Consider the following 20,543-nt stretch of genomic DNA (forward strand, 5'->3'; position numbering starts at 1 on the left):
AAGCACATGAAAAACTTAATAAAAATGAAAGAAAAAAAACAACTTGCATTGGCTCCAGCTTATCTCCTGCTCATAGTATGGACCGTTTTTATTTTTATCATGATAGGTTGGGTTGTTTTAGCTTCCTTCTCCACAACAAAAGAAATATTCAATGGAACTATGTTGAAATTTGAAAGTGGGATAAACTTTGTAAACTATAAGAATGCACTCTTTTCACATAATGTTGCAAAGTACTTTATGAACTCAGTCATTTATACATGTGTAGCAAGTATTGGGGTCATTTTGGTAGGTGCACCAGCCTCTTATGCATTAGCGAGAGCACGTTTTAAAGGAAGAAGCTTATGTCTTAATATGTTTGTAGTAGGTATGAGTATTCCGGTTATTATGATCATCTTACCTCTTTACTCAACACTTTCTAAACTGGGTGTAACGAATAATAGAATAACAATTATTTTCTTATACATCTGTATGACGGTTCCTTTTACAGTATTTTTCCTTTATAGCTTTTTTCAATCATTGCCAGGAGATTTTGAAGAAGCGGCAGCTATAGATGGATGTGGACCTATTAAAACATTTTGGAGTATTATGTTTCCATTAGCACAGCCAGGTGTAATCACTTTGCTTGTATTTAACTTTATTACTATTTGGAATGAGTATTTTATTTCATACATATTGATTGACGATGTTAAGCTAAAGCCAGTAGCAGTAGGGTTGTACTCTATGGTGCAATCTATGAAGTACTCAGGAGATTGGGCAGCTATGTTTGCAGCAGTAGTTATTGTATTTTTGCCAACTTTTATTCTCTATTTATTCTTATCAGATAAGATTATAGCAGGTGTAACAGGTGGCGGAGTAAAAGGCTAGATAAAATAGGAGGAAAAATGGAAGAAAGAATTAAACAATTTCAAAAGCGTGGATTTGGCCTATTTGTACATTATGGTGCTTATGTACAATATGAGAATGGTGAATGGGTAATGAATTTAAGACAACATGACCCAGAAAACTATGAAAAAAAGGCATTGGAACTAGATTATAGTAGTTTTGATGCAAAGAAAGTAATCCATACTGCTAAAATTTCAGGTGCAAAGTATATCACATTTACAACCAGGCATCATGACGGTTTTTCATTATATGATACCCGTGGATTGACAGATTATGATGTGATGCATACACCAAATGGAAAAGATATTGTAAAAGAATTTGTAGATGCATGCCATGAAGCGGATATTATGCCATTTTTATATCATACAACGGTAGATTGGCATCATCCTGATTTTGATAGAGATTTTCCAGCATACTTACAGTATTTAAGAGATTCTATAGAAATTCTTTGTTGTCACTATGGAGAAATTGGTGGATTTTGGTTAGATGGTAACTGGAGTAAGCCTGCAGGTGCATGGGAGCTTGATGCACTTTATGGAATTATACGTAAATATCAACCTCATGCAATCATTATTAATAATACGGGATTAGAAGCCCAAGGGGTATTTGGACATGAAGAAATAGATTGTGTAACCTTTGAGCAAGGTCATCCACAAGAACTAGACTGTAGTGAGATGGAAAAAGAGTATATGGGTGAGATGTGTTACCCGATATGTGAACATTGGGGCATTGCAACAGATATCAATGTCAAGTCTATGAAGCAGATTTTAGAAGCCATGGTTGCTTGTAGAAGAGTAGGTGGAAACTTCCTTCTTGGGATTTTTACAAAGTTAGATGGCAGTCAGCCTTTATTGCATGAAGGTTATTTAGAAGCAATAGGCAAATGGGTGCAAAAGAACGAAGATGCATTTTTTGAAGGACAGGTATGTGCGATTAAAGGTTATGGCAAAGATTTTGCTTTAGAAACAAAAGATAAGGTCTATTTGTTCTTACATGATATTCCTACATGGGGAGATCAAAATGTGATTAAGCTCACCGAACGTCAATATAGTACTTTTACCAATGTACAGCATGAACTTAAAGAAGGTAAATGGTTAGATAATGAAGCATCTGTAGCATTTGCACAAGATAGAGAAAAAGGGTTGTTAGTTATAGAACCTACACCTTTCCAATATGGAGAAAGTTGGGTTATTCGTGTAGCTGTATTTAATAAAGAGAATGAGTAAGTATTGTTAGGGAGGAGATCTTAGCCACTTATATAATCAATAAAATGAAAAAACCTGCTAGTGAGATAAATTGTCATTAGCAGGTTTTCATTTTATTGATTATATTTGAAAATGTTGTTCTCTTTTATAGAAACATAAGGTAAGTAAAATGGTAATGAATAACCCTAGAATCATATACCCAAAACGGATAGATATAGCAGAAAGAGAACCTATAGCACCCATGGCAGAAGCTAAAGCGAGCATAGTGTTGAAACTCACTTTAGGGATATAGCTTGATACGACACTTGAGCAATAACCTCCTATAATAACACCCATTAAAGTGAGTGAAGGGGGGAGAATGAGATTAAAAACGATGATAAAGAGTAGGATGCCTATAAGTGTTCCAGTAATACGTTTTGGCATACGTTCTTTTGTTTCTTTGTAAGAGAGTTGTGTAAGAGAGAGAATGGTTACATTAATCCACATCCCTTTTTCAAGGCCTATAATATTGCCAAGAGCCATTCCAATAGTGAGTGCAAGTGTCATTCTAATAATAAAGAAATACCTTGTTGGTTCTTTCTCTTTTAAGTGGTGAATAAGTGCTTTTAATTGTGTTGGACGAGTTGGGTTGGTATAGTCAGCTGGCGTACATTTATAAATAATCAAGCTAGCAAGAATACCGCATACAAGAATACTTGCAACTCTTAAGAAAACTGTACCATCTACAATAGGTGTACCTTCCATAAAGACATAAAACAGAAGGAAGAGTGAATAAAGTCCACTAGGAATATCTTCAGTTGTAAAGTACATAACAGTAGCAATAGTTATAAAGTTAAATAAGATACCTAATACTAAGCTGTATTGGCTCACAATGGTTGAAATACTAATGATGAAGTAGAGAAACAAAACAATCTTAGCAGAAGTTTTCTTATCATAGCAAAGATTCTTTTTAAGAAACATCATAGACTGAGCAATACATATAATACTGACTAATTTATTATCATTGCCAAAGAAAGAGGAATAAAGTCCTACAATGAGCATAATGGGAACGAGAATAATGAGATTGAAAATAAGTTTTTGCTTAGTAATAATAATCACTCCTTAATATAAATATAAAATGTTTATAAGTTTAATGATTCAGCATCGCTTTTTGAATGAGAAAGTCCATTGAGCTTCTTAAGTGTTGCAACGCAAAAGATGATACAGACACACAAAGTAATCAGGTCAGCTAGAGGCTGAGCAAGCATTAAGCCATAAAGTCCAGATTCCATAGGGTAACTACCTAACTTTTCAATGAAGGTTGGCACACCCTGTTGGAAAATACGAGGTAAAATAAGAGTAAAAGGAATAAGGAGCAAGCCCTGACGTGCAATAGAGATAAAAGTAGGTTTTTTAGATTCGCCCATAGCTTGGAAAACAGCGGTCATGACAAAAATAAAAGAATAGCCTACTAATAAATAAGTTTGCATTTTAAGGCAGTTTACACCTAGCTGAATCACTTCTGGATCCTTTGTGAAAAGTTGAATAAAGAATTCAGGAACGAGATTAATGATGCCAATAATACCTATACTATATAAAAAGGTAATGCCAAGTGAGAAGAAAATGGACTCTTTCACACGAAGATAAAGCTTAGCACCTATGTTATAGGAAGCAAAAGGTAAGAAGGCATTGGTATAACCCCCTACCATTTGTGTAATAATGGTATAGATTTTATTGACAATGCCCATTGCAGCTAGTGCAGGCGCACCAAATACAGCAGCAGTTGCATTGAGTACAGTAAAGGCAATAGCCGCCAAGAACTGTGTCATAAAAACAGGAAAACCTATGGAGAAGATTTGCTTTACAATAGAAAAATCCTCAGGAGTACGCGTGAGTAATGTATTGAGGTTAATCACAATAAGCGATTTTTTTCTAAGATAAAAGCTAAGCATCAATACTGTAGAGATAGCTTGACTAATGACAGTAGCAATGGCTGCACCAGCAAGACCAAGGCCAAAGTTCCACATAAAAATAGGATCTAAAATAATATTTGCAACAGCACCTATGATAATTGTAAACATGGACATCTTAGAAGCGCCCTCAGTACGTAACAAACTATTGAAAACTAAATTGGAGATGGTAAAAATGGCTCCAATAAGTAACCAATTAGAATAGGATTTTGCATAAGGTAGTACTTCTTGTGAAGCACCCATTAGGGTCATAATTTGATTCATAAATAAAAATCCAATAATCATAATCCCTACGGAGAAAGCAATAGATAGCAAAAGTGCCAATCCACTTGCACGGTCTGCCAAAGCTTTTTTATTAGCACCTAATAGGCGTCCAACATAAGAAGCAGCACCTACACCAATCATTGTTCCGATAGCCATTAAAATAACAAAAAACGGAAATGAAACCGAAACTGCGGCCATAGAATTGGTACTATTAAGCATCCCAACGAATATTGTATCTACCAAGTTATAGAGTGCTGAAGCAAGCATACCAATCATAGAAGGAACAGCAAGTTTTAATAAGGTACTTTTTACAGGATAGTCACGCATTAAAGTTTCTTTTGAACATTTATTAGTCATACATATACCTCCCTTGTGACTTTATAGTATAATGTAAACCATGGGGTTACCCCAAAGTCAAGTTAATGTTTTAAAATAAGAAGGTGATAGAAGCATGCAATTAAATAGAGAAGAATATTTTTTTGAACCAAGATATACAAGAGGACAAGTTTGTAAAGTGATGGGTATAGGGAAGGACACTTTAAGACACTATGAAAGTTGTGGAATACTTAGCCCAAAAGAAAACAAGAAAAATAAATATAAGTATTATGCCATTGCAGATATAGAGATACTTAATGTGATTTTATTTTTACGTTCCATAGATGTACCTATTCAAGACATTCCTAAATTCATTGAATGCAATGATATAGATGATTATAGTGATCTTATTGGTAAACAGATTAAGGAAATCACACAGAAGATTAATTATTGGACATATGCTAAAAAATTACTCTGTTATTTTCAGGAGATGTTAGAAGAATATAAGGAAAATCCTAATACCATAAAATATGTAGAACAAATTGTTTTTAGATTTAATAAAGCAACCTTTGATTATAAAATGGATGATATAGAAGAAATGATGCCAAGTAAGAAAACGAATAGAGGTGTAGGAAGAATCACTCAGCTGAAAATTGTAGGTCAAAAGTGGATCTATAGTAATAGAGAGGATACTTCAGATATAATTGTAGGACATCTATGTGATGAGAAAGAAAAAGAGGAAGGATGTGAAGTCATCCTTTCACAGGCTTTGCTCATGACCACATTAGAGCCACTGGATAAGATTCCAGGAATTATTTGTAGTGCACAACAAAACTATGAAAAACAATATGTTTTTGAAAAAAAGGTATATATTATAGAACATAGTTTTTTTAATATTTTTAATCAAGGAAAATTAATGAGAAATATTTATTTACCTATTCAATCAATTAAAAAATAAATTTAAACTAATGATTTATTATATTGAAAGATATTTCAGAACATATAAAGATCATTTCATTACAATAAAAAGCAAAAAGAGTTTTTTTAGACTATAGTAGTAATAATATGTAAATATATTATTGAGATCAAAATCGTTATTATTCTTAACTAGCATATCGGATTATGTTATAGAAAATTTATAAATAAAGAAATGGAGGTAACGATGACATTTAGCTGGAAAAGGATGATCATCTTAGGTATTATTATTTTTTTAGGTGGATTAGTATGTACACAAAAGGGAAACATCCCCATTACAAATACAATAGATGAATTTACTCAACTAGTTTTAAATAACCAAGAATATGATCTTACACAAGAGGAATTATTACAATTTAAGCTTGATATACGGTCTTTGGAGTTTGATGAGAATAATAGGGATCTATTACAAAGTCAGTATTTTTTCTTAGGATACATAGAAAGTCTTTTAGGAAATCTAGAAGAGGGTAAAACGTATCTAAAGCTAGCAGGCCAGTTGGGGAAAAATAGTGATCCTATTATTCAAGTCTTAATGTTAAGTTCAGAAATAAAAAGTTGCTTACAGGCTGGTGAGAGTAAAAGGGCACAGGAAGTATTTGAAGAGACCATAGAAGTTTCCCAAAAGCTTAATGACGATATGGTTGCAAAAGTATATCAAGCTTATGCGAGGAATAGGGTAGTTTATAATAATGAAATGGATGTAGCAATTCAACTTATGAAAGAAGCGCTTAAAATTGATTGCTCTGCCAATACAAGTGCTTATAATCACCTCTATTTGTCACTTCTATATTTAGCAACAAATAACTATACAAGTGCAATTCAAGAATCCATTATTGCATTAAATATTTGTGAGAAAAATGAATTAGAGTTATTAAAAGGTGCTAGTGTTAAAAGTCTGGGGGATATTTATTATATTGAAAGAAAGTATAATCAGGCTATTTCTATTTATGAGGAACTTTTAAAAGGAAATTATGAAGTAAGTCTTTCAAATGAACTCACTTATCTCTCTTATTTGGCCGATTGTTATGCTATGATTAATCAATTTGATTTAGCACAAGAGATGATAGATAAATTTATTGGATTAACTAGCAGGTTAAATGAGCGAGAGGTACAAAAAGAGCTTAATTGGATTTATTTATTGCAAGCTAAAATTAATATTTTACAATCAGATCTTGAATCTGCAAAACAAGCGTTAGAAGTAGCAAGAAGATATTATAATCTTCATCCAGATGAGATGTATACCAATGTGGATTTATGGGAACAACAATTAGTTCTGGATTTGAAACTTTTTAAAGGTGAAGGCGATAGGCTAATATTAGAAGGATATATAGATTTATTAGAAAAAATAAAAGCAAGAGGTGTAAGAGAAGATTTATACTATACAATTAGAGATAGAATTATCTATGTTGGTGACTTACTAGGGAAAAGTGAATTAACAACACTTTATAGAAAAGAAAAAATAGATGAACTGGAAAAAAATGAAGTGCTTAATTATGGTACAGAATTAGGAGCGATTATTAAAAAGTTACATAATGAAAAAAGTTTAAAGATTATTTTATCATGGAAAGCTTTAGCATGTATAGTAGGTTGCATTGCTTTGTTTATATTAGTAAATACTATACACATTCATTTAGCACATAGAAAAATTAAAAAATTAAATGACATACTATACCAACAAAGTATTACAGATTACTTAACAAAGACTTACAATAAAAAGTATTTGTATGAATATGTGAAAAACTATCATGAACAGGATTTAATCTGTATGTTAATAGATATTGATTATTTTAAGTTATATAATGATACCTATGGACATGTTGCAGGGGATAAGGTACTAGAGCAAGTAGCTCAAGTATTAAAAGAGACCTTTATAGAAGATGCCGTATTTAGGTATGGTGGTGAAGAGTTCTGTATTATTTCAGCAGCTCCCATTCATGAATTTGAGGAAAATATAAAAATATTATATGAAAAATTAGCACAGCTAAAGATTGAGCATAAATCATCTAAAATAGCAGGGTATCTAACAGTGAGTGCTGGTGTATATTATGAGGAATTATATAAAGTAGATGCAATAGAGACTATTTTAAAACAGGCAGATGAGAAGCTGTATCAGGCTAAAGCCTTAGGACGTAATCAGTTCGTTATTTAGAGAAAAAAGAAGAGGTTATGATATCAAGAACCTAGATGGTTTGCAGATGTCGTAACCTCTTCTTTTTAGCTTTTAAAATAAACCTGAGAACCAATAATCACAGCTTTTGAGTCAGAGCCATGTCCTATTTGGTTTGTTTTAATAATAGGCAATTGTTCACCTGTATAGTGTTTTACGAGTTCTACAATAGAAGGTACACATTGTTGTTCTTCCATTTGAGTAAAGGTCCCCAGTATGATACCACTTATTTTATCAAATACACCGATTTGTTTAAGTTGATTAAGGTACGTAGTCATTTGAGGTACTGTCCCACCAAAGCTTTCAAGTAATAAAACTTTGTTTGCCATATCAGGCCAAAAAGGTGTACCGGCTAATTTGAGCAAGCATCTGATATTGCCACCTACTACGATGCCTTCTAAAGTGTGACCTTGAATGAAAGTATAGTCAAAGTCATATAAAGCATGGGTTCCATCAAAGAGTGTACTGTAGAAATGAGCAATTTGAGTATCGGCATGGTCATAGATCAGATTTCTGATTTGATAGAGTACAGATGGCGTACCTGTTTGGGCATAGATAGCATTGAGAATGGTAGTAAGGTCACTATAGCCCCAAAAGTACTTAGAACTTTTAGTAATACAATCAAAGTCTAAGTAAGGAAGTACTTCATTGGCTAAATCACCACCAGAGATATCAAAAATAGCTTTGATTTCATCATCATGATAGAAATCCATCAATGCCTTTGCTCTTTCCATACCAGAGCCACTGAAGGCACCATCTCTTTCGTAGATGAATGCACTAAAAACAGGAATGAGACCTACTCCAGTCAAAATCTTCTCCAGCACTGCAATTTTACCTTTATTGGACTTAGATTGGCCGTTAGAACAACAAACAATACCGACTTTACTGCCTTTATTTATGTTTATCATCTTTATCATACCTTTCAAAATTAATGATTCTTGTCAATTAAGTGTGGAAGGGTTAAATCAAGATGCATACCTTCGCTTAATGCATGATAAGTTTCAAGTGCTTTAGGGTTAGCAGTATTAGATTTAATCGCTTTGATGAGAATATTTTTAGGCGTATGTTGCATATCGATAAATTCCATTACATTAACTTTGTAGCCCATACCTTCTAAATAAAGTGAACGCATGCCATCTGTAATGAAAGAGGCAATTTTTTCTTTTAAGATGCCATGCTTTAAGATAGGGTCAAGTAATGGTGTATGGATTTGAGTATAACACTCATGATGACAACAAGGTACAGCTAAAATGACTTTGGCATCCCAACCAACAGCTTTTGCAAGGGCAGCATCTGTTGCAGTATTGCAAGCGTGAAGAGAAACAACCATATCAATCGCTTGGTTTGTAGTATATTTTCCAATGTCACCTACTTGGAATTTGAGATATTCATAACCTAAATCTTCTGCAAGTTTGTTACAAAAAGCAATGACATCTTCTTTTAAGTCTAAACCAACAATTTCAACTTGTTTATTTTGAATTTCTGTAAGATAGTGATACATTGCAAAAGTTAAATAAGATTTTCCACATCCAAAGTCAATAATACGGATGAAGTCTTGTGCCAGGCTTGGCATTACGGCTTCAATCGTTTCTAAGTACTTATTGATTTGTTTATATTTATCGTATTTAGAAGGTTTAATTTGCCCATCTTCACTCATTAGACCCAGTTTCATTAAGAATCCTTTAGAGGAATCTGTATTTAAGATATACTGCTTTTGACGGTTATGAGAAAGGGTAGCGATTTGCTGTTTTGTTGGTGCTTTACGCTTCATGTTGGCTTCGCCTTTTTTATTCACTAAGGCTTGATAATCTGCAGTCGCTGTATAAAGTTGAATTTGTTTGAAATGGTTACAGTTCGTACGAACAAAATCACCCATTTGATCAAAGCTTACATTTTCGTGGTAGGCTTTATTTTGTTTATAAAGGGTACACTGAACAAGGATAGTACCTTTAAGTTCAATCAACTTAGCTGTAACTTTTTCATATTGGTCTTGTTTCACACGTGGATTACTCCAGATGGCATCTATAAAGTGTCCTTCTTGTAAGGACGTTTCAATTAACTGAATCACTTTTTCCATTTGTATAAATCGCTCCTTCGTTTAAGTACTCCTATGATACTATGAAAAAGGCATGGATGCAACGCTACCTAGACTATACTTTAAAGGAAAATGGCTCTATAATAAGGGTACAAGAAAGGAGGCCAAACATGTTTGAAGCAGATTGGAAAACACTTAATGATACCCAACAGAAGGTTGTGCAAAATATAAAAGATGCCTTATTAGTACTGGCACCTGCTGGTACAGGTAAAACAAAAGTCATTGCCATGCGTACAGCCTATTTATTGCAACAGGGTGTAGCACCTTCATCTATTTTGTGTCTTACCTTTACCAATAAAGCAGCAAAAGAAATGGAGCAGCGTATTTCACTTTATGATAAGGCAAGTAGTAGGCAACTTACGATTAAGACCTTTCATTCCTTCTGCTACTATTTGATCAACCAAGAAAAACAAAATGCTAGATTTGCTTTTCCATGTACCATTATTGATGAAAGTGATACGGAAGACATCATTAGGCGTATCGTATTTGCCCTCACAACTGAAGAATGGAAAAAAGTTAATACATTGACCACTTTTCTTGAAAATGTGAAAAAGCACAGGTTACAAGTAGAACCAGCACATCGTCATGATGATGCTTATGTAGTGAAAGACTACATTGCTATTCATAAGGCAAGAGATCCTTTTATACGTCAATATGGCTTGAAACTATTAGGCAATTATGAGCGATATTTAAGAGATAATAACTGTGTGGATTTTACAGACTTAATTTTAGAAGCGACGTATCTCTTAGAAGACTCAGATATCCGGACGAAGTGGCAAAAGCGTTATCCTTATATTCAAGTGGATGAAATGCAAGATACGAGTATTCGCGAGTATAATATTATTAAAATTTTAGCACAAGAGAATCATGTGGCGTTGTATGGGGATTTTAATCAAACTATTTACGAATGGCGTGGTTCAGCCCCGTATAAAATGATTGAAGATTATAAAAATAATTTTAAACCTATAGAAATATCTCTTGAAACGAATTATCGCAGTACACAGCTTCTTTTAAAAGCAGCTAATGGCTTTATTCGCAATAGTAACCTCTATCCAACCCTTTCTATGCCAAGTGTGAAGGAGATAGGAGAACCTATTGAAGTCTTTTGTGGACGAACCAAGACGCGTGAGATGGAACTTATTACGCAGTCTCTTAAGCAACACTATACAGGCGGAGAAAAAGAAGTTGCTATTTTAACAAGAACCAATGGACTTGCTAAAGATGTATACCGTTATTTAGAGCAAAGGGGGATTCCTTGTATTAAGGTTGAAGATATCAGGCTGATGCGCAGACCAGAGGTCAAGGATCTACTTGCTGTATTTAATTATACAGTGAATCAAAGAAATAGTTATGCCCTTGAGAAAGTCATCAAGCATCAAGTGATACATATGGAGGACTGGCTCATTAAGGAGCTTAAGAAAACAAAATCAGCTTATATGTCATTACATGATTGGTTTTTAGCGGAGAATAATGATCCTTATTATGCGCTCATTAAAGGTTTTGAAAATAATAAAGTGGTTGTACTAGATGTAGAGAGTACGGGACTTGATACAACAACCGATGACATTATCCAAATTGCGGCTATTTGCTATGGGAAAGATGGTGTCAAGGAGCAGCTAGATGTGTTGGTGAAGCCAACGAAGTCAGTAGGTGACTCTTTCTTTGTTCATGGTTTTAGTGATGAACAGTTAGATGCAGAGGGAATGGAGATTAAATGCGCTTTAGGACTCCTTCGAGAATTCGTAGAAGGAAAAGTTGTAGTAGGCCATAATGTAAAATATGACTTATCCATTATTGAAAGTATGTGTGCGAGGTATAAACAGCCAGTGATTGAACATTTAGAGGTATACGATACCCTGGATTTAGCCCACAAAATGTATCCTAAACTTCCAAATCATAAGTTAGAAACCCTTTCCAAACTTATTGAGACAAAGGCAAAGCCAAATCATAATGCATTGCAAGATATTTTAGCAACCAGTGAGGTGTTAACACACTTTATAGAAAAATTAATCGAAACACAGAAGGTACGCTATAGTCAATTAGAGGCCTATTATCCTTATGTAGCCAATTATAAAAAGCAGGTTCAAAATATAATTGGTGAAGTTAAAAAGCGTAAAACCTTTGAAGCAATTTCGTATTTAATGAATAGTTGTGGCTATAAGACACATTATAATGATGAGGCATTAGCAAACTTACGCGATTTCTATAAAATGTCTGAAGCACTTTATCAAGAGGATTTCTGTGTAGAAGATAATCGCATGAAATTATTAGCTTTTTCGGCTTTACATGCGAGTGAAGTGGAGCAGAGTGCACTATTTAAAGGCAAGGTCCCTGTTATGACTATGCATCAAGCCAAAGGGTTAGAGTTTGACTATGTCTTTATGGCAGGGTGTAATGAAGGGGTGTTCCCATCTTCAAGAAGTGTACAAGAAGGTTATGTAGAAGAAGAAAAAAGACTGTTTTATGTAGGGATGACAAGAGCACGTAAAAAGCTTTATTTAAGTTATAATAATAGTAAACCTATGAGTTTTCTAATTGAAGAAATTGAAGAAGAGTTTAAAAAGTATAGGCAAGACCATTAGGTATGCTTTATAATACAAGTGAAGACAGAAAAAGAATAAAATGACTTAGGAGGAATATATGTCAAATCAACCAAATGACTTTACCATTGTGCCTATGAACAAACAAAAACGTATTGCACTTGTGGCACATGATGGCCGTAAAAGAGATATTATCGAGTGGGTAAAAGTAAATAAAGATAAACTTTCAAAACATTTCTTATGTGGAACAGGTACAACAGCTAAACTTTTAGCAAATGAAACAGAACTTCCAATTACAGCTTTTAATAGTGGACCACTTGGTGGGGACCAACAAATTGGAGCACGTATTGTAGAAGGTGCTATTGATTTTATGATCTTCTTCTGGGATCCACTTTCATCACAACCACATGATCCGGATGTAAAAGCATTACTTCGTATTGCAGCCCTTTATGATATCCCTGTAGCAACAAACCAATCTACAGCAGATTTCTTATTAACATCACCACTTATGGAACAAGAATATAATCGTAAAATCATTGATTATACAAAGAGAATTCATAGTCGTACAGAAGCTTTTGACAATAATCAACCAATGGTTTAAGACAAAAATATTAAAAAAATTTTTAAGCCGAAACATCCTAAGAATGGCAAATGTTTCGGCTTTTTCAATGTAGTTTTTTAGGAAATTTTGGAAAGAAAAGGATTAGACAAACCGTCTCAAAAATGATATATTTTTTAAGCAGTCATCCATATATAAGAATAAATATTAATTAAGAATGACATTATATAAGACGCTAGAATTTTACTGGGGTTTAATATTAAATCCTATATATTATAAGGGATTGTGAGGGAGAGGTTTATGCAAGTTATTAAGCGAGACGGACAAGAAGTCCAATTTGACGAGACAAAAATTTACAATGCCATTATGAAAGCGATGAAGTATGGAAGTGGTATTGTAGACGAAAAGATTGCCAAAAAGATTGCCGATGAAATTGAAAGCTTTTTTGCTAAGTCACAAGTGAAACCTACAATTTTTCAAATAGAAACGTATGTTTATTTGAAACTTATTGAAAATGGTCATGAATTAACTGCAAAAGCTTATGAAAGTTACCGTGCAATACAATCCTTTAAGCGCGAAACCAATACAACAGACCAAAGTATTATGGGTCTCATTAACTTAACGAATGAAGAAGTCATGAATGAAAATTCTAATAAGAATGCCATGATGGCTTCGACACAACGTGACCTTATCGCAGGGGAAGTATCAAAAGATATTTCAAGAAGAAAAAAATTACCAGCACGTATTGTACAAGCTCATGATGAAGGGGTTCTCCATTTCCATGACATGGACTATTTCATGCAATCAATCTTTAACTGTTGTCTAATCAACATCAAAGATATGTTAGATAATGGTACAGTGATTAATAAACGTATGATTGAAAGCCCAAAAAGCTTCCAAGTTGCATGTACTGTTATGACACAGATTATTGCACAAGTTGCAAGCAGTCAATATGGTGGACAATCTGTAGATGTCAGACATCTAGGTAAATACCTAAGACGTAGTAAAGATAAGTACTACAGACTACTTGAAGGAACAATTGAAGATCCACAACAGCTTGAAGATGCAGTGATGCGCTTAACAAGAAAAGAGCTTGAATCAGGTGTTCAAACTATCCAATACCAAATCAATACATTAATGACCACAAATGGTCAGAGTCCATTTGTAACATTATTCTTAAATATTGAAGAAGATGATCCTTATGTAGATGAAGTTGCCCTAATTGTAGAAGAAATCTTAAAGCAACGTTTACAAGGTATCAAGAACGAAAAAGGTATTTATACAACACCAGCTTTCCCAAAATTAATCTACGTGCTTCATGAGCATAATGACCTTGAAGGTGGTAAATATGATTATGTAACAGAGACAGCTGTTAAATGTAGTGCAAAACGTTTATATCCAGATTATATCTCAGCCAAAGAAATGAGTAAGATTTACGAAGGTAATGTTTTCTCATGTATGGGATGTAGAAGCTTCCTTTCACCATGGAAAAATAGTGAAGGAGAATATAAATTTGAAGGTAGATTCAACCAAGGAGTTGTAAGTTTAAATTTACCCCAAATTGGTATTGTTGCAGATGGAGATATGGACAAATTCTGGCAGCTACTGGAAAATCGCTTAGATTTATGTTTTGAAGCACTTATGTGTAGACACAATGCTTTAAAAGGTACATTATCAGATGCATCTCCAATCCACTGGCAACATGGTGCCATTGCACGACTTGAACAAGGAGAAGTCATTGACCCACTTTTAATGGATGGCTATTCAACCATTTCTTTAGGCTACATAGGTCTTTATGAGCTAACAAAACTTATGAAAGGTGTCTCTCATATTGAGCCAGAAGGTGAAGCCTTTGCACTAGAAGTAATGCATAAATTAAATGATACAACGAAACGTTGGAAAGATGAGACAGGACTTGGATTTGGTTTATACGGAAGTCCAGCAGAATCTTTATGTTACCGTTTTGCACGTATTGATAAAGCAAAATTTGGTGAAATTGAAGATATTACAGATAAAGGTTACTATACAAATAGTTACCATGTGGATGTAAGAGAAAATATTGATGCTTTCAGCAAATTAAAGTTTGAAAGTCAATTCCAACCTATTTCAACTGGTGGATGTATTTCATATATTGAAATCCCTAATATGAATCATAACTTAGAGGCCTTAAGACAACTCGTAACTTATATTTATCATAACATTCAATATGCTGAATTTAATACAAAGTCAGACTGTTGTCATGTATGTGGTTTCGAAGGTGAAATTACAATAAATGATGATTTAGAATGGGAATGTCCAAGTTGTCACAATAAAGATCAAAACAAGATGAATGTTATTCGTAGAACCTGTGGGTATCTTGGAGATAATTATTGGAATAAAGGTAAAACGCAAGAAATAAAAAGTCGTGTACTTCACTTATAATCGATAAGTACACACATTATAAGATAGGAGAAAGGCCTAGAGTTTCTAGGCCTTTCATTCATAAAATATAAAGTGAGGTGTCTGTTATGCATTATGCTCAAATGCGTAAATTTGATATTGCCAATGGCATAGGAATACGTACAACGTTGTTTGTATCAGGTTGTACCCATAGATGTCCGAATTGCTTTAACCAAGATTATCAAGCTTTTGACTATGGTAAGATTTGGGATCAAACAGCAGAAGACACTTTTATGAGCTATGTAAAAGATGCAAATGTTCATGGTGTAACAATCTTAGGTGGTGAGCCTATGGAACAAACACAGGATGAAGATTTATATAACCTTTTTAAGCGTATCAAAACAGAAACCAATCAAACTATTTGGGTGTATTCAGGTTATACTTTTGAAGCTATTTTAAAGGATGAAAAGAAACGTCGACTCTTAGAATGGTGCGATGTACTTGTGGATGGACCTTTTATTGAAAGCTTGAAGGATATTAAACTTAAGTTTAGAGGAAGTAGTAATCAGACAATTATTGATGTAAAGGCTTCATTAGTACAAGGAAAAAAGGTACTTTTAGACATAGAATAGAAAGACACAAAAGAAAGAAGCAGGTGGAGAAGATAGATGAATAACCGTATTATTTATTTTGCAAAAGTAAAAGAACAAGCTATTATCCCAACAAAACGAGAAGAAGATGGTGCATTTGATATCTATGCATGTTTTGAAGAAGACTATATGATTATTGAACCACATGAAACAAAAATGATCCCAACAGGCTTGGCATCAGCTTTTTCAGCAGATTATGTAGCTATCTTAAAAGAACGTGGTTCTAATGGGAGCAAAGGAATAGGACAACGCGCAGGCGTTATTGACTCAGGTTATAGAGGAGAATGGTTTGTACCACTCACTAACCATAATCCAGTACCCGTTGTAATCCTTAAAGAAGGGTATGAGGGGGATCAAGAAACCTTTAAAGATGCGATTATCTATCCTTATGAAAAAGGAATGAGCCAATGTATTTTAGTAGAAGTACCAAAGCTTAGAACAGAAGAGATTAGCTATGAAGAACTTCTTAAATTTGAATCTGAACGTGGAACAGGCATGTTAGGTTCATCCGGTAAATAATATAAAGACTTAATATAAGATAGAAATCGCTACTATCAATTTAGATTATGTAGCGATTTTTTTATTTTTTTACAGAATATCTTTTTATAAGTGATTAAATAATAATTAACTATGTTTTTAGATTATTTTTAGGCCTATAATAATTGATTGGATTAAATGTATGAGTATAGGAGAGGAATATGATATAAACATATACAAGGATTAAAATGTATTTTATAATATAGAATATAATATTTTAAACTATAGAATAGAGAAGGGGACTCAATATGATTTATAAACCTTATGGGAAAACGGGAAAAATGGTATCAGCAATAGGCTTTGGAGGCATGCGTTTTAGAGATGATTGTTCTATAGAAGAAGGTGCTGAAATTGTACGTTATGCCAATGAGCTTGGTATCAATTATTTTGATACAGCACCTAATTATTGTCAGGATCGAAGTGAAATTATTTTTGGTGAAGCCTTTAAAGCGATGCCGAAAGATTTTTATGTGTCTACAAAAAGTAGTATTGGCTCAGATCCTACAGCTGATGATGTAAGACGTCGATTAGAAACCTCACTAAAACGTATGGGACTTGAAAAGATTAACTTCTATAATATGTGGTGTATTTTAACTTATAAACAATATAAACGTGTCATAGCAAAAGATGGACCTTATTGGGGAGCATTAAAGGCAAAAGAAGAAGGACTTATTGAGCACTTAGTTTTCTCAACTCATGCTAGTGGGGAAGAAATACGCATGATGGTTGAAGATGGACTTTTTGAAGGTGTGACACTTGGGTATAATGCAGTTAATTTCCCTTATCGTCAAGAAGGGATAGAAGCAGCTTATAAACATGGTCTCGGTGTAGTGACAATGAATCCTTTAGGGGGAGGATTAATTCCACAAAACCAAGATTATTTCTCTTTCCTTAAACAAGATGTAAGTGAATCAACTATTCAAGCAGCGCTTAGATTTAATGCAGCTCATGAGAGTATTTCAGTTGTTCTTTCTGGTATGGGTAGTAAAGAAGAAGTGAAGCATAATATTGAAGCCATGCAAAAGGTGGAAGTCTTTGGGAAGGATCAAATAGATGCTATAAAGGGACAGTTAAGAGAAGAAATGAACGGTTTTTGTACAACTTGTCAATACTGTAAACACTGCCCAAAAGGTATTAATATTCCTGTCTATATGGAGATCTATAATAGCTATATTTTAAAAGGATTAGATGAAGCACGTGCAAAATACCAAGATAACAAAAACTGGGGTGTGATTAAATCAGATATGCCAGGTGCTAAAGACTGTATTAAATGTGGTAAGTGCGAAAAATTATGTACACAGAAATTAGATATTATAAATCGTCTAGAATGGATTGTAAAAGAATTGGATGTACTTTAAGAGATAGATAGAAAGCACATTACATTTAGAATATAAGAAGGGAGATTTTATTACTTTGCATATGCAAACATTACTAGTGATGAAAGATAAGTGCTGGCATATTTTTAGCTGTTTAATGGAAGAGTGAAACTTTATAGAAGATACTGCACCAAAATTTGACTCTAATTTACTAAATAAATAATCAATCTATAAAGGCGCAACCTCTTGAATAGATAGGAGATTGCGTTTTTATTTTGTCATATTTAGGTATTACTTATATATAGAAACACACTAGTATATTAATTGAATCAAATGAAAAGGAAGATGTATTATTTCATATTAAAATTGATATGTGAAGGAATAGTATTTATAAACCTACAAATCCTAAAATTAATTCGGAAGTCAAAAGTAGGTGAAATTTTATGTACCAATTGCGTATTCATGTTCTGATTTTTACAAAGGATCAGACATTGCAAGTAGAAGAACTATATGTAATAGAAAAAATTAAATTGAAAATAACAGTAGTAAGCAAACCTATTAGGAGCTTAGAAGTCTATGAGACAGCAGATATGATTGTTGTAGATGGTGAGAATAACACACAAACATTAGAATATGTTGAGCAGATACGGCAAAAAGGTATACCATTAACAGTACCTATTGTTGTATTAGTTGAAGAGGGATGGGAGACGTATAAGCAGGTATTAGAAGTATTGGGTGTAACAGGATATCAACCTAAAGCTTTTGCTAAACAACATATGTCCTTGGTATTACGTACTTATATAGAACATATTAGTGCAATTAAAAGATGGAAACAAAAGGATATTCTCTTTAATGCCTTACTAAATAATATTCCATATATGTCTTGGTTTAAAGATAAGGATAGTAACTATATTAAGGTGAACCAAGCATTTATTGAGCATTGTGGAAAGACAGAAGATGAAATAGAGGGAAGAGGGGACTTTTATGTTTGGGATGGCAATATAGGTAAGCAATGTAGAATTTATGATCAAGAAGTAATGGAGAAACTTAAAAGTATTGTTTTTGAAGAGTGTATACCAGGGAGAAAAGGTAGACGCTATTTCAATATTTATAAAGCACCTGTACAAGCTGAAGATGGTGAAGTGATAGGGACAGTAGGTGTAGCAAGAGACATAACGGATCAAAGGGTAGCACAGTCTCAGATAGAAAAATTGGCTTATTGTGATTATTTGACGGATATAGGGAATAGGAGGGGATTATATCAATTTATTGAGCAGATAATACAAGGAAACAAAGAAGAAATAGCCATGATGTTTATTGATTTAGATAACTTTAAGCAACTCAATGATATTTATGGACATTATTATGGTGATAGAGGTTTACAACTTATTGCTCAAAAACTTCAAGAAGTGTGCTTGGATGCGTATGTATCACGAGTAGGTGGAGATGAATTTGTTGTTGTATGGGAAGGGGGTATTTCAGAAAAATGGCTAGAACTAAAAGCAGATGAAATTTTAGAAGCTATAAGAACGATTTTTACAAAAGATGATATAAAATTTGTTGTATCAGCAAGTATTGGAATTGTGACAGGAAATATAAAAAAAGATAGCCTAGAGAATATTTTATCTAGAGGAGATATGGCCCTTTATCAAGCAAAAGAAGGTGGAAAGGGACAATATGTGTTTTATACGACAGAGTTAGAGATAAAACAGCAATTTAATATTCAAATTCAACACGCTTTAGAGCAGGCACTATTAAAAAATGAGATTGTACTCTATTATCAACCACAATATACAACAGACAAAAAGCTTATAGGATTTGAAGCCTTAATGAGATGGAACAATGACGTATATAGAGATATACCTATACTAGAAATTATTAAATTACTAGAAGCTAGTACAATCATTACTCAAGTTGGTGAGTACGTGATGCAGCAAGCTATGAAATTTGCAAAAGTGATTAATCATGATTCGAAGAATAATCTTGTAATTTGGATGAATATTTCGTGTGTTCAAATTATGGCAGAAGGATTTGTAGATAGATTAAGAGAATTAATGTATGATTTGCAGATTAAGCCTGAAATGATAGGTATAGAAATTACAGAAACAGTATTATTAGAGAATACAGAAAAAAATATGGAAAAACTTCATATTTTAAAGGAAATGGGTATAAAGATTGCTATTGATGATTTTGGGATGGAGTATTCATCTTTAAATTACTTATTTAGACTTCCTTTATCAGAGCTAAAAATAGATAAGGATTTTGTTGAGCATATTCATACAAAGGATGAGCATGCAAAATTAGTAAAGCTAATTATTGATATTGCCCATCACCTTCAATTAGATGTTATTGCTGAAGGTGTAGAATATGAAGCCCAGTTAGAGATTCTAAAGAATATGAATGTGGAGGGAATACAAGGCTATCTTTTCTCTAAACCTTTATCAGAAGTAGAAGCAAAAAAAATAGCTAATAGGTAAATATGTAATGATTTTTTTGAAAAGTTTAAAGCACTAGTTCTTGTATCTTATCAATTAAGGATATGGGGAGTAGTGCCTTTTTTATAAAGTATATCAATATAACGTTATATCGATATACTTATAAAAAGAAAGATGTTTTGTTTACAATATAACTAGGATGTAAAACAAATAGATACAAAATAAAAATAAAATGAAACTAAAGGAAAAATAGTTAAAAGCTATATGAGTCATAA

15 protein-coding genes are annotated in these 20,543 nt (G+C 33.3%); 11 read left to right on the forward strand and 4 right to left on the reverse strand.

Annotated features, from left to right (window positions below; genetic code table 11):
- The first annotated feature begins 6 nt into the window (after positions 1–6).
- A complete protein-coding gene (locus tag PBV87_RS13580) occupies positions 7–864 on the forward strand; it encodes a carbohydrate ABC transporter permease (RefSeq protein ID WP_198524922.1) in 858 nt (285 codons plus the stop codon).
- A 17-nt stretch (positions 865–881) separates the two neighbouring features.
- Positions 882–2,108 carry an alpha-L-fucosidase gene (locus PBV87_RS13585; protein WP_271012626.1) on the forward strand — a complete coding sequence of 409 codons (1,227 nt, stop codon included), beginning with the start codon at positions 882–884 and terminating at the stop codon, positions 2,106–2,108.
- A gap of 99 nt (positions 2,109–2,207) precedes the next feature.
- On the opposite strand, the gene PBV87_RS22910 is transcribed toward PBV87_RS13585, so the two are convergent.
- Positions 2,208–3,185: an FUSC family protein gene (locus PBV87_RS22910; protein WP_271012627.1), complete on the reverse strand. Its 978-nt coding sequence runs from the start codon at positions 3,183–3,185 to the stop codon at positions 2,208–2,210.
- 23 nt (positions 3,186–3,208) lie between these two features.
- Positions 3,209–4,657: an MATE family efflux transporter gene (locus PBV87_RS13595; RefSeq protein ID WP_271012628.1), complete on the reverse strand. Its 1,449-nt coding sequence runs from the start codon at positions 4,655–4,657 to the stop codon at positions 3,209–3,211.
- Positions 4,658–4,751: 94 nt separating this feature from the next.
- Between PBV87_RS13595 and PBV87_RS13600 the strand changes: the two genes are divergently transcribed.
- The gene (locus tag PBV87_RS13600) at positions 4,752–5,573 is read left to right on the forward strand and encodes a MerR family transcriptional regulator (RefSeq protein ID WP_271012629.1); all 822 of its coding nucleotides are present in this window, start codon (positions 4,752–4,754) and stop codon (positions 5,571–5,573) included.
- A 204-nt stretch (positions 5,574–5,777) separates the two neighbouring features.
- On the forward strand, positions 5,778–7,739 hold the full coding sequence (locus PBV87_RS13605; protein WP_271012630.1) for a tetratricopeptide repeat-containing diguanylate cyclase: 1,962 nt from the start codon (positions 5,778–5,780) through the stop codon (positions 7,737–7,739).
- 65 nt (positions 7,740–7,804) lie between these two features.
- Here PBV87_RS13605 and PBV87_RS13610 read toward each other — a convergent pair whose 3' ends face one another.
- Together PBV87_RS13610 and PBV87_RS13615 are read right to left on the reverse strand one after the other, a co-directional pair.
- A complete protein-coding gene (locus tag PBV87_RS13610) occupies positions 7,805–8,665 on the reverse strand; it encodes a S66 family peptidase (protein ID WP_271012631.1) in 861 nt (286 codons plus the stop codon).
- Between the two features lie 20 nt (positions 8,666–8,685).
- Positions 8,686–9,834 (reverse strand): class I SAM-dependent methyltransferase, encoded by a 1,149-nt coding sequence (locus tag PBV87_RS13615; protein ID WP_271012632.1) that lies wholly within the window; start codon positions 9,832–9,834, stop codon positions 8,686–8,688.
- A gap of 128 nt (positions 9,835–9,962) precedes the next feature.
- Between PBV87_RS13615 and PBV87_RS13620 the strand changes: the two genes are divergently transcribed.
- The 7 genes from PBV87_RS13620 to PBV87_RS13650 all read left to right on the forward strand — a co-directional run bounded on the left by PBV87_RS13620 (position 9,963) and on the right by PBV87_RS13650 (position 20,310).
- The gene (locus PBV87_RS13620) at positions 9,963–12,434 is read left to right on the forward strand and encodes a 3'-5' exonuclease (RefSeq protein ID WP_271012633.1); all 2,472 of its coding nucleotides are present in this window, start codon (positions 9,963–9,965) and stop codon (positions 12,432–12,434) included.
- A gap of 58 nt (positions 12,435–12,492) precedes the next feature.
- Entirely contained in the window at positions 12,493–12,993 is a 501-nt protein-coding gene (locus PBV87_RS13625) for a methylglyoxal synthase (protein WP_198524921.1), read from the forward strand.
- 258 nt (positions 12,994–13,251) lie between these two features.
- The gene (gene nrdD / locus PBV87_RS13630) at positions 13,252–15,372 is read left to right on the forward strand and encodes an anaerobic ribonucleoside-triphosphate reductase (protein WP_271012634.1); all 2,121 of its coding nucleotides are present in this window, start codon (positions 13,252–13,254) and stop codon (positions 15,370–15,372) included.
- Between the two features lie 86 nt (positions 15,373–15,458).
- Positions 15,459–15,962 (forward strand): anaerobic ribonucleoside-triphosphate reductase activating protein, encoded by a 504-nt coding sequence (gene nrdG / locus PBV87_RS13635; protein WP_053985108.1) that lies wholly within the window; start codon positions 15,459–15,461, stop codon positions 15,960–15,962.
- A 36-nt stretch (positions 15,963–15,998) separates the two neighbouring features.
- On the forward strand, positions 15,999–16,499 hold the full coding sequence (locus PBV87_RS13640; RefSeq protein ID WP_053985107.1) for a dCTP deaminase domain-containing protein: 501 nt from the start codon (positions 15,999–16,001) through the stop codon (positions 16,497–16,499).
- A 266-nt stretch (positions 16,500–16,765) separates the two neighbouring features.
- Positions 16,766–17,875 (forward strand): aldo/keto reductase, encoded by a 1,110-nt coding sequence (locus PBV87_RS13645; RefSeq protein ID WP_271012635.1) that lies wholly within the window; start codon positions 16,766–16,768, stop codon positions 17,873–17,875.
- A 401-nt stretch (positions 17,876–18,276) separates the two neighbouring features.
- Positions 18,277–20,310 (forward strand): sensor domain-containing protein, encoded by a 2,034-nt coding sequence (locus PBV87_RS13650; RefSeq protein ID WP_271012636.1) that lies wholly within the window; start codon positions 18,277–18,279, stop codon positions 20,308–20,310.
- The last annotated feature ends 233 nt before the right edge of the window (positions 20,311–20,543 follow it).

The organism is Holtiella tumoricola, from assembly GCF_027857615.1.
GTDB lineage: Bacteria > Bacillota > Clostridia > Lachnospirales > Cellulosilyticaceae > Holtiella > Holtiella tumoricola.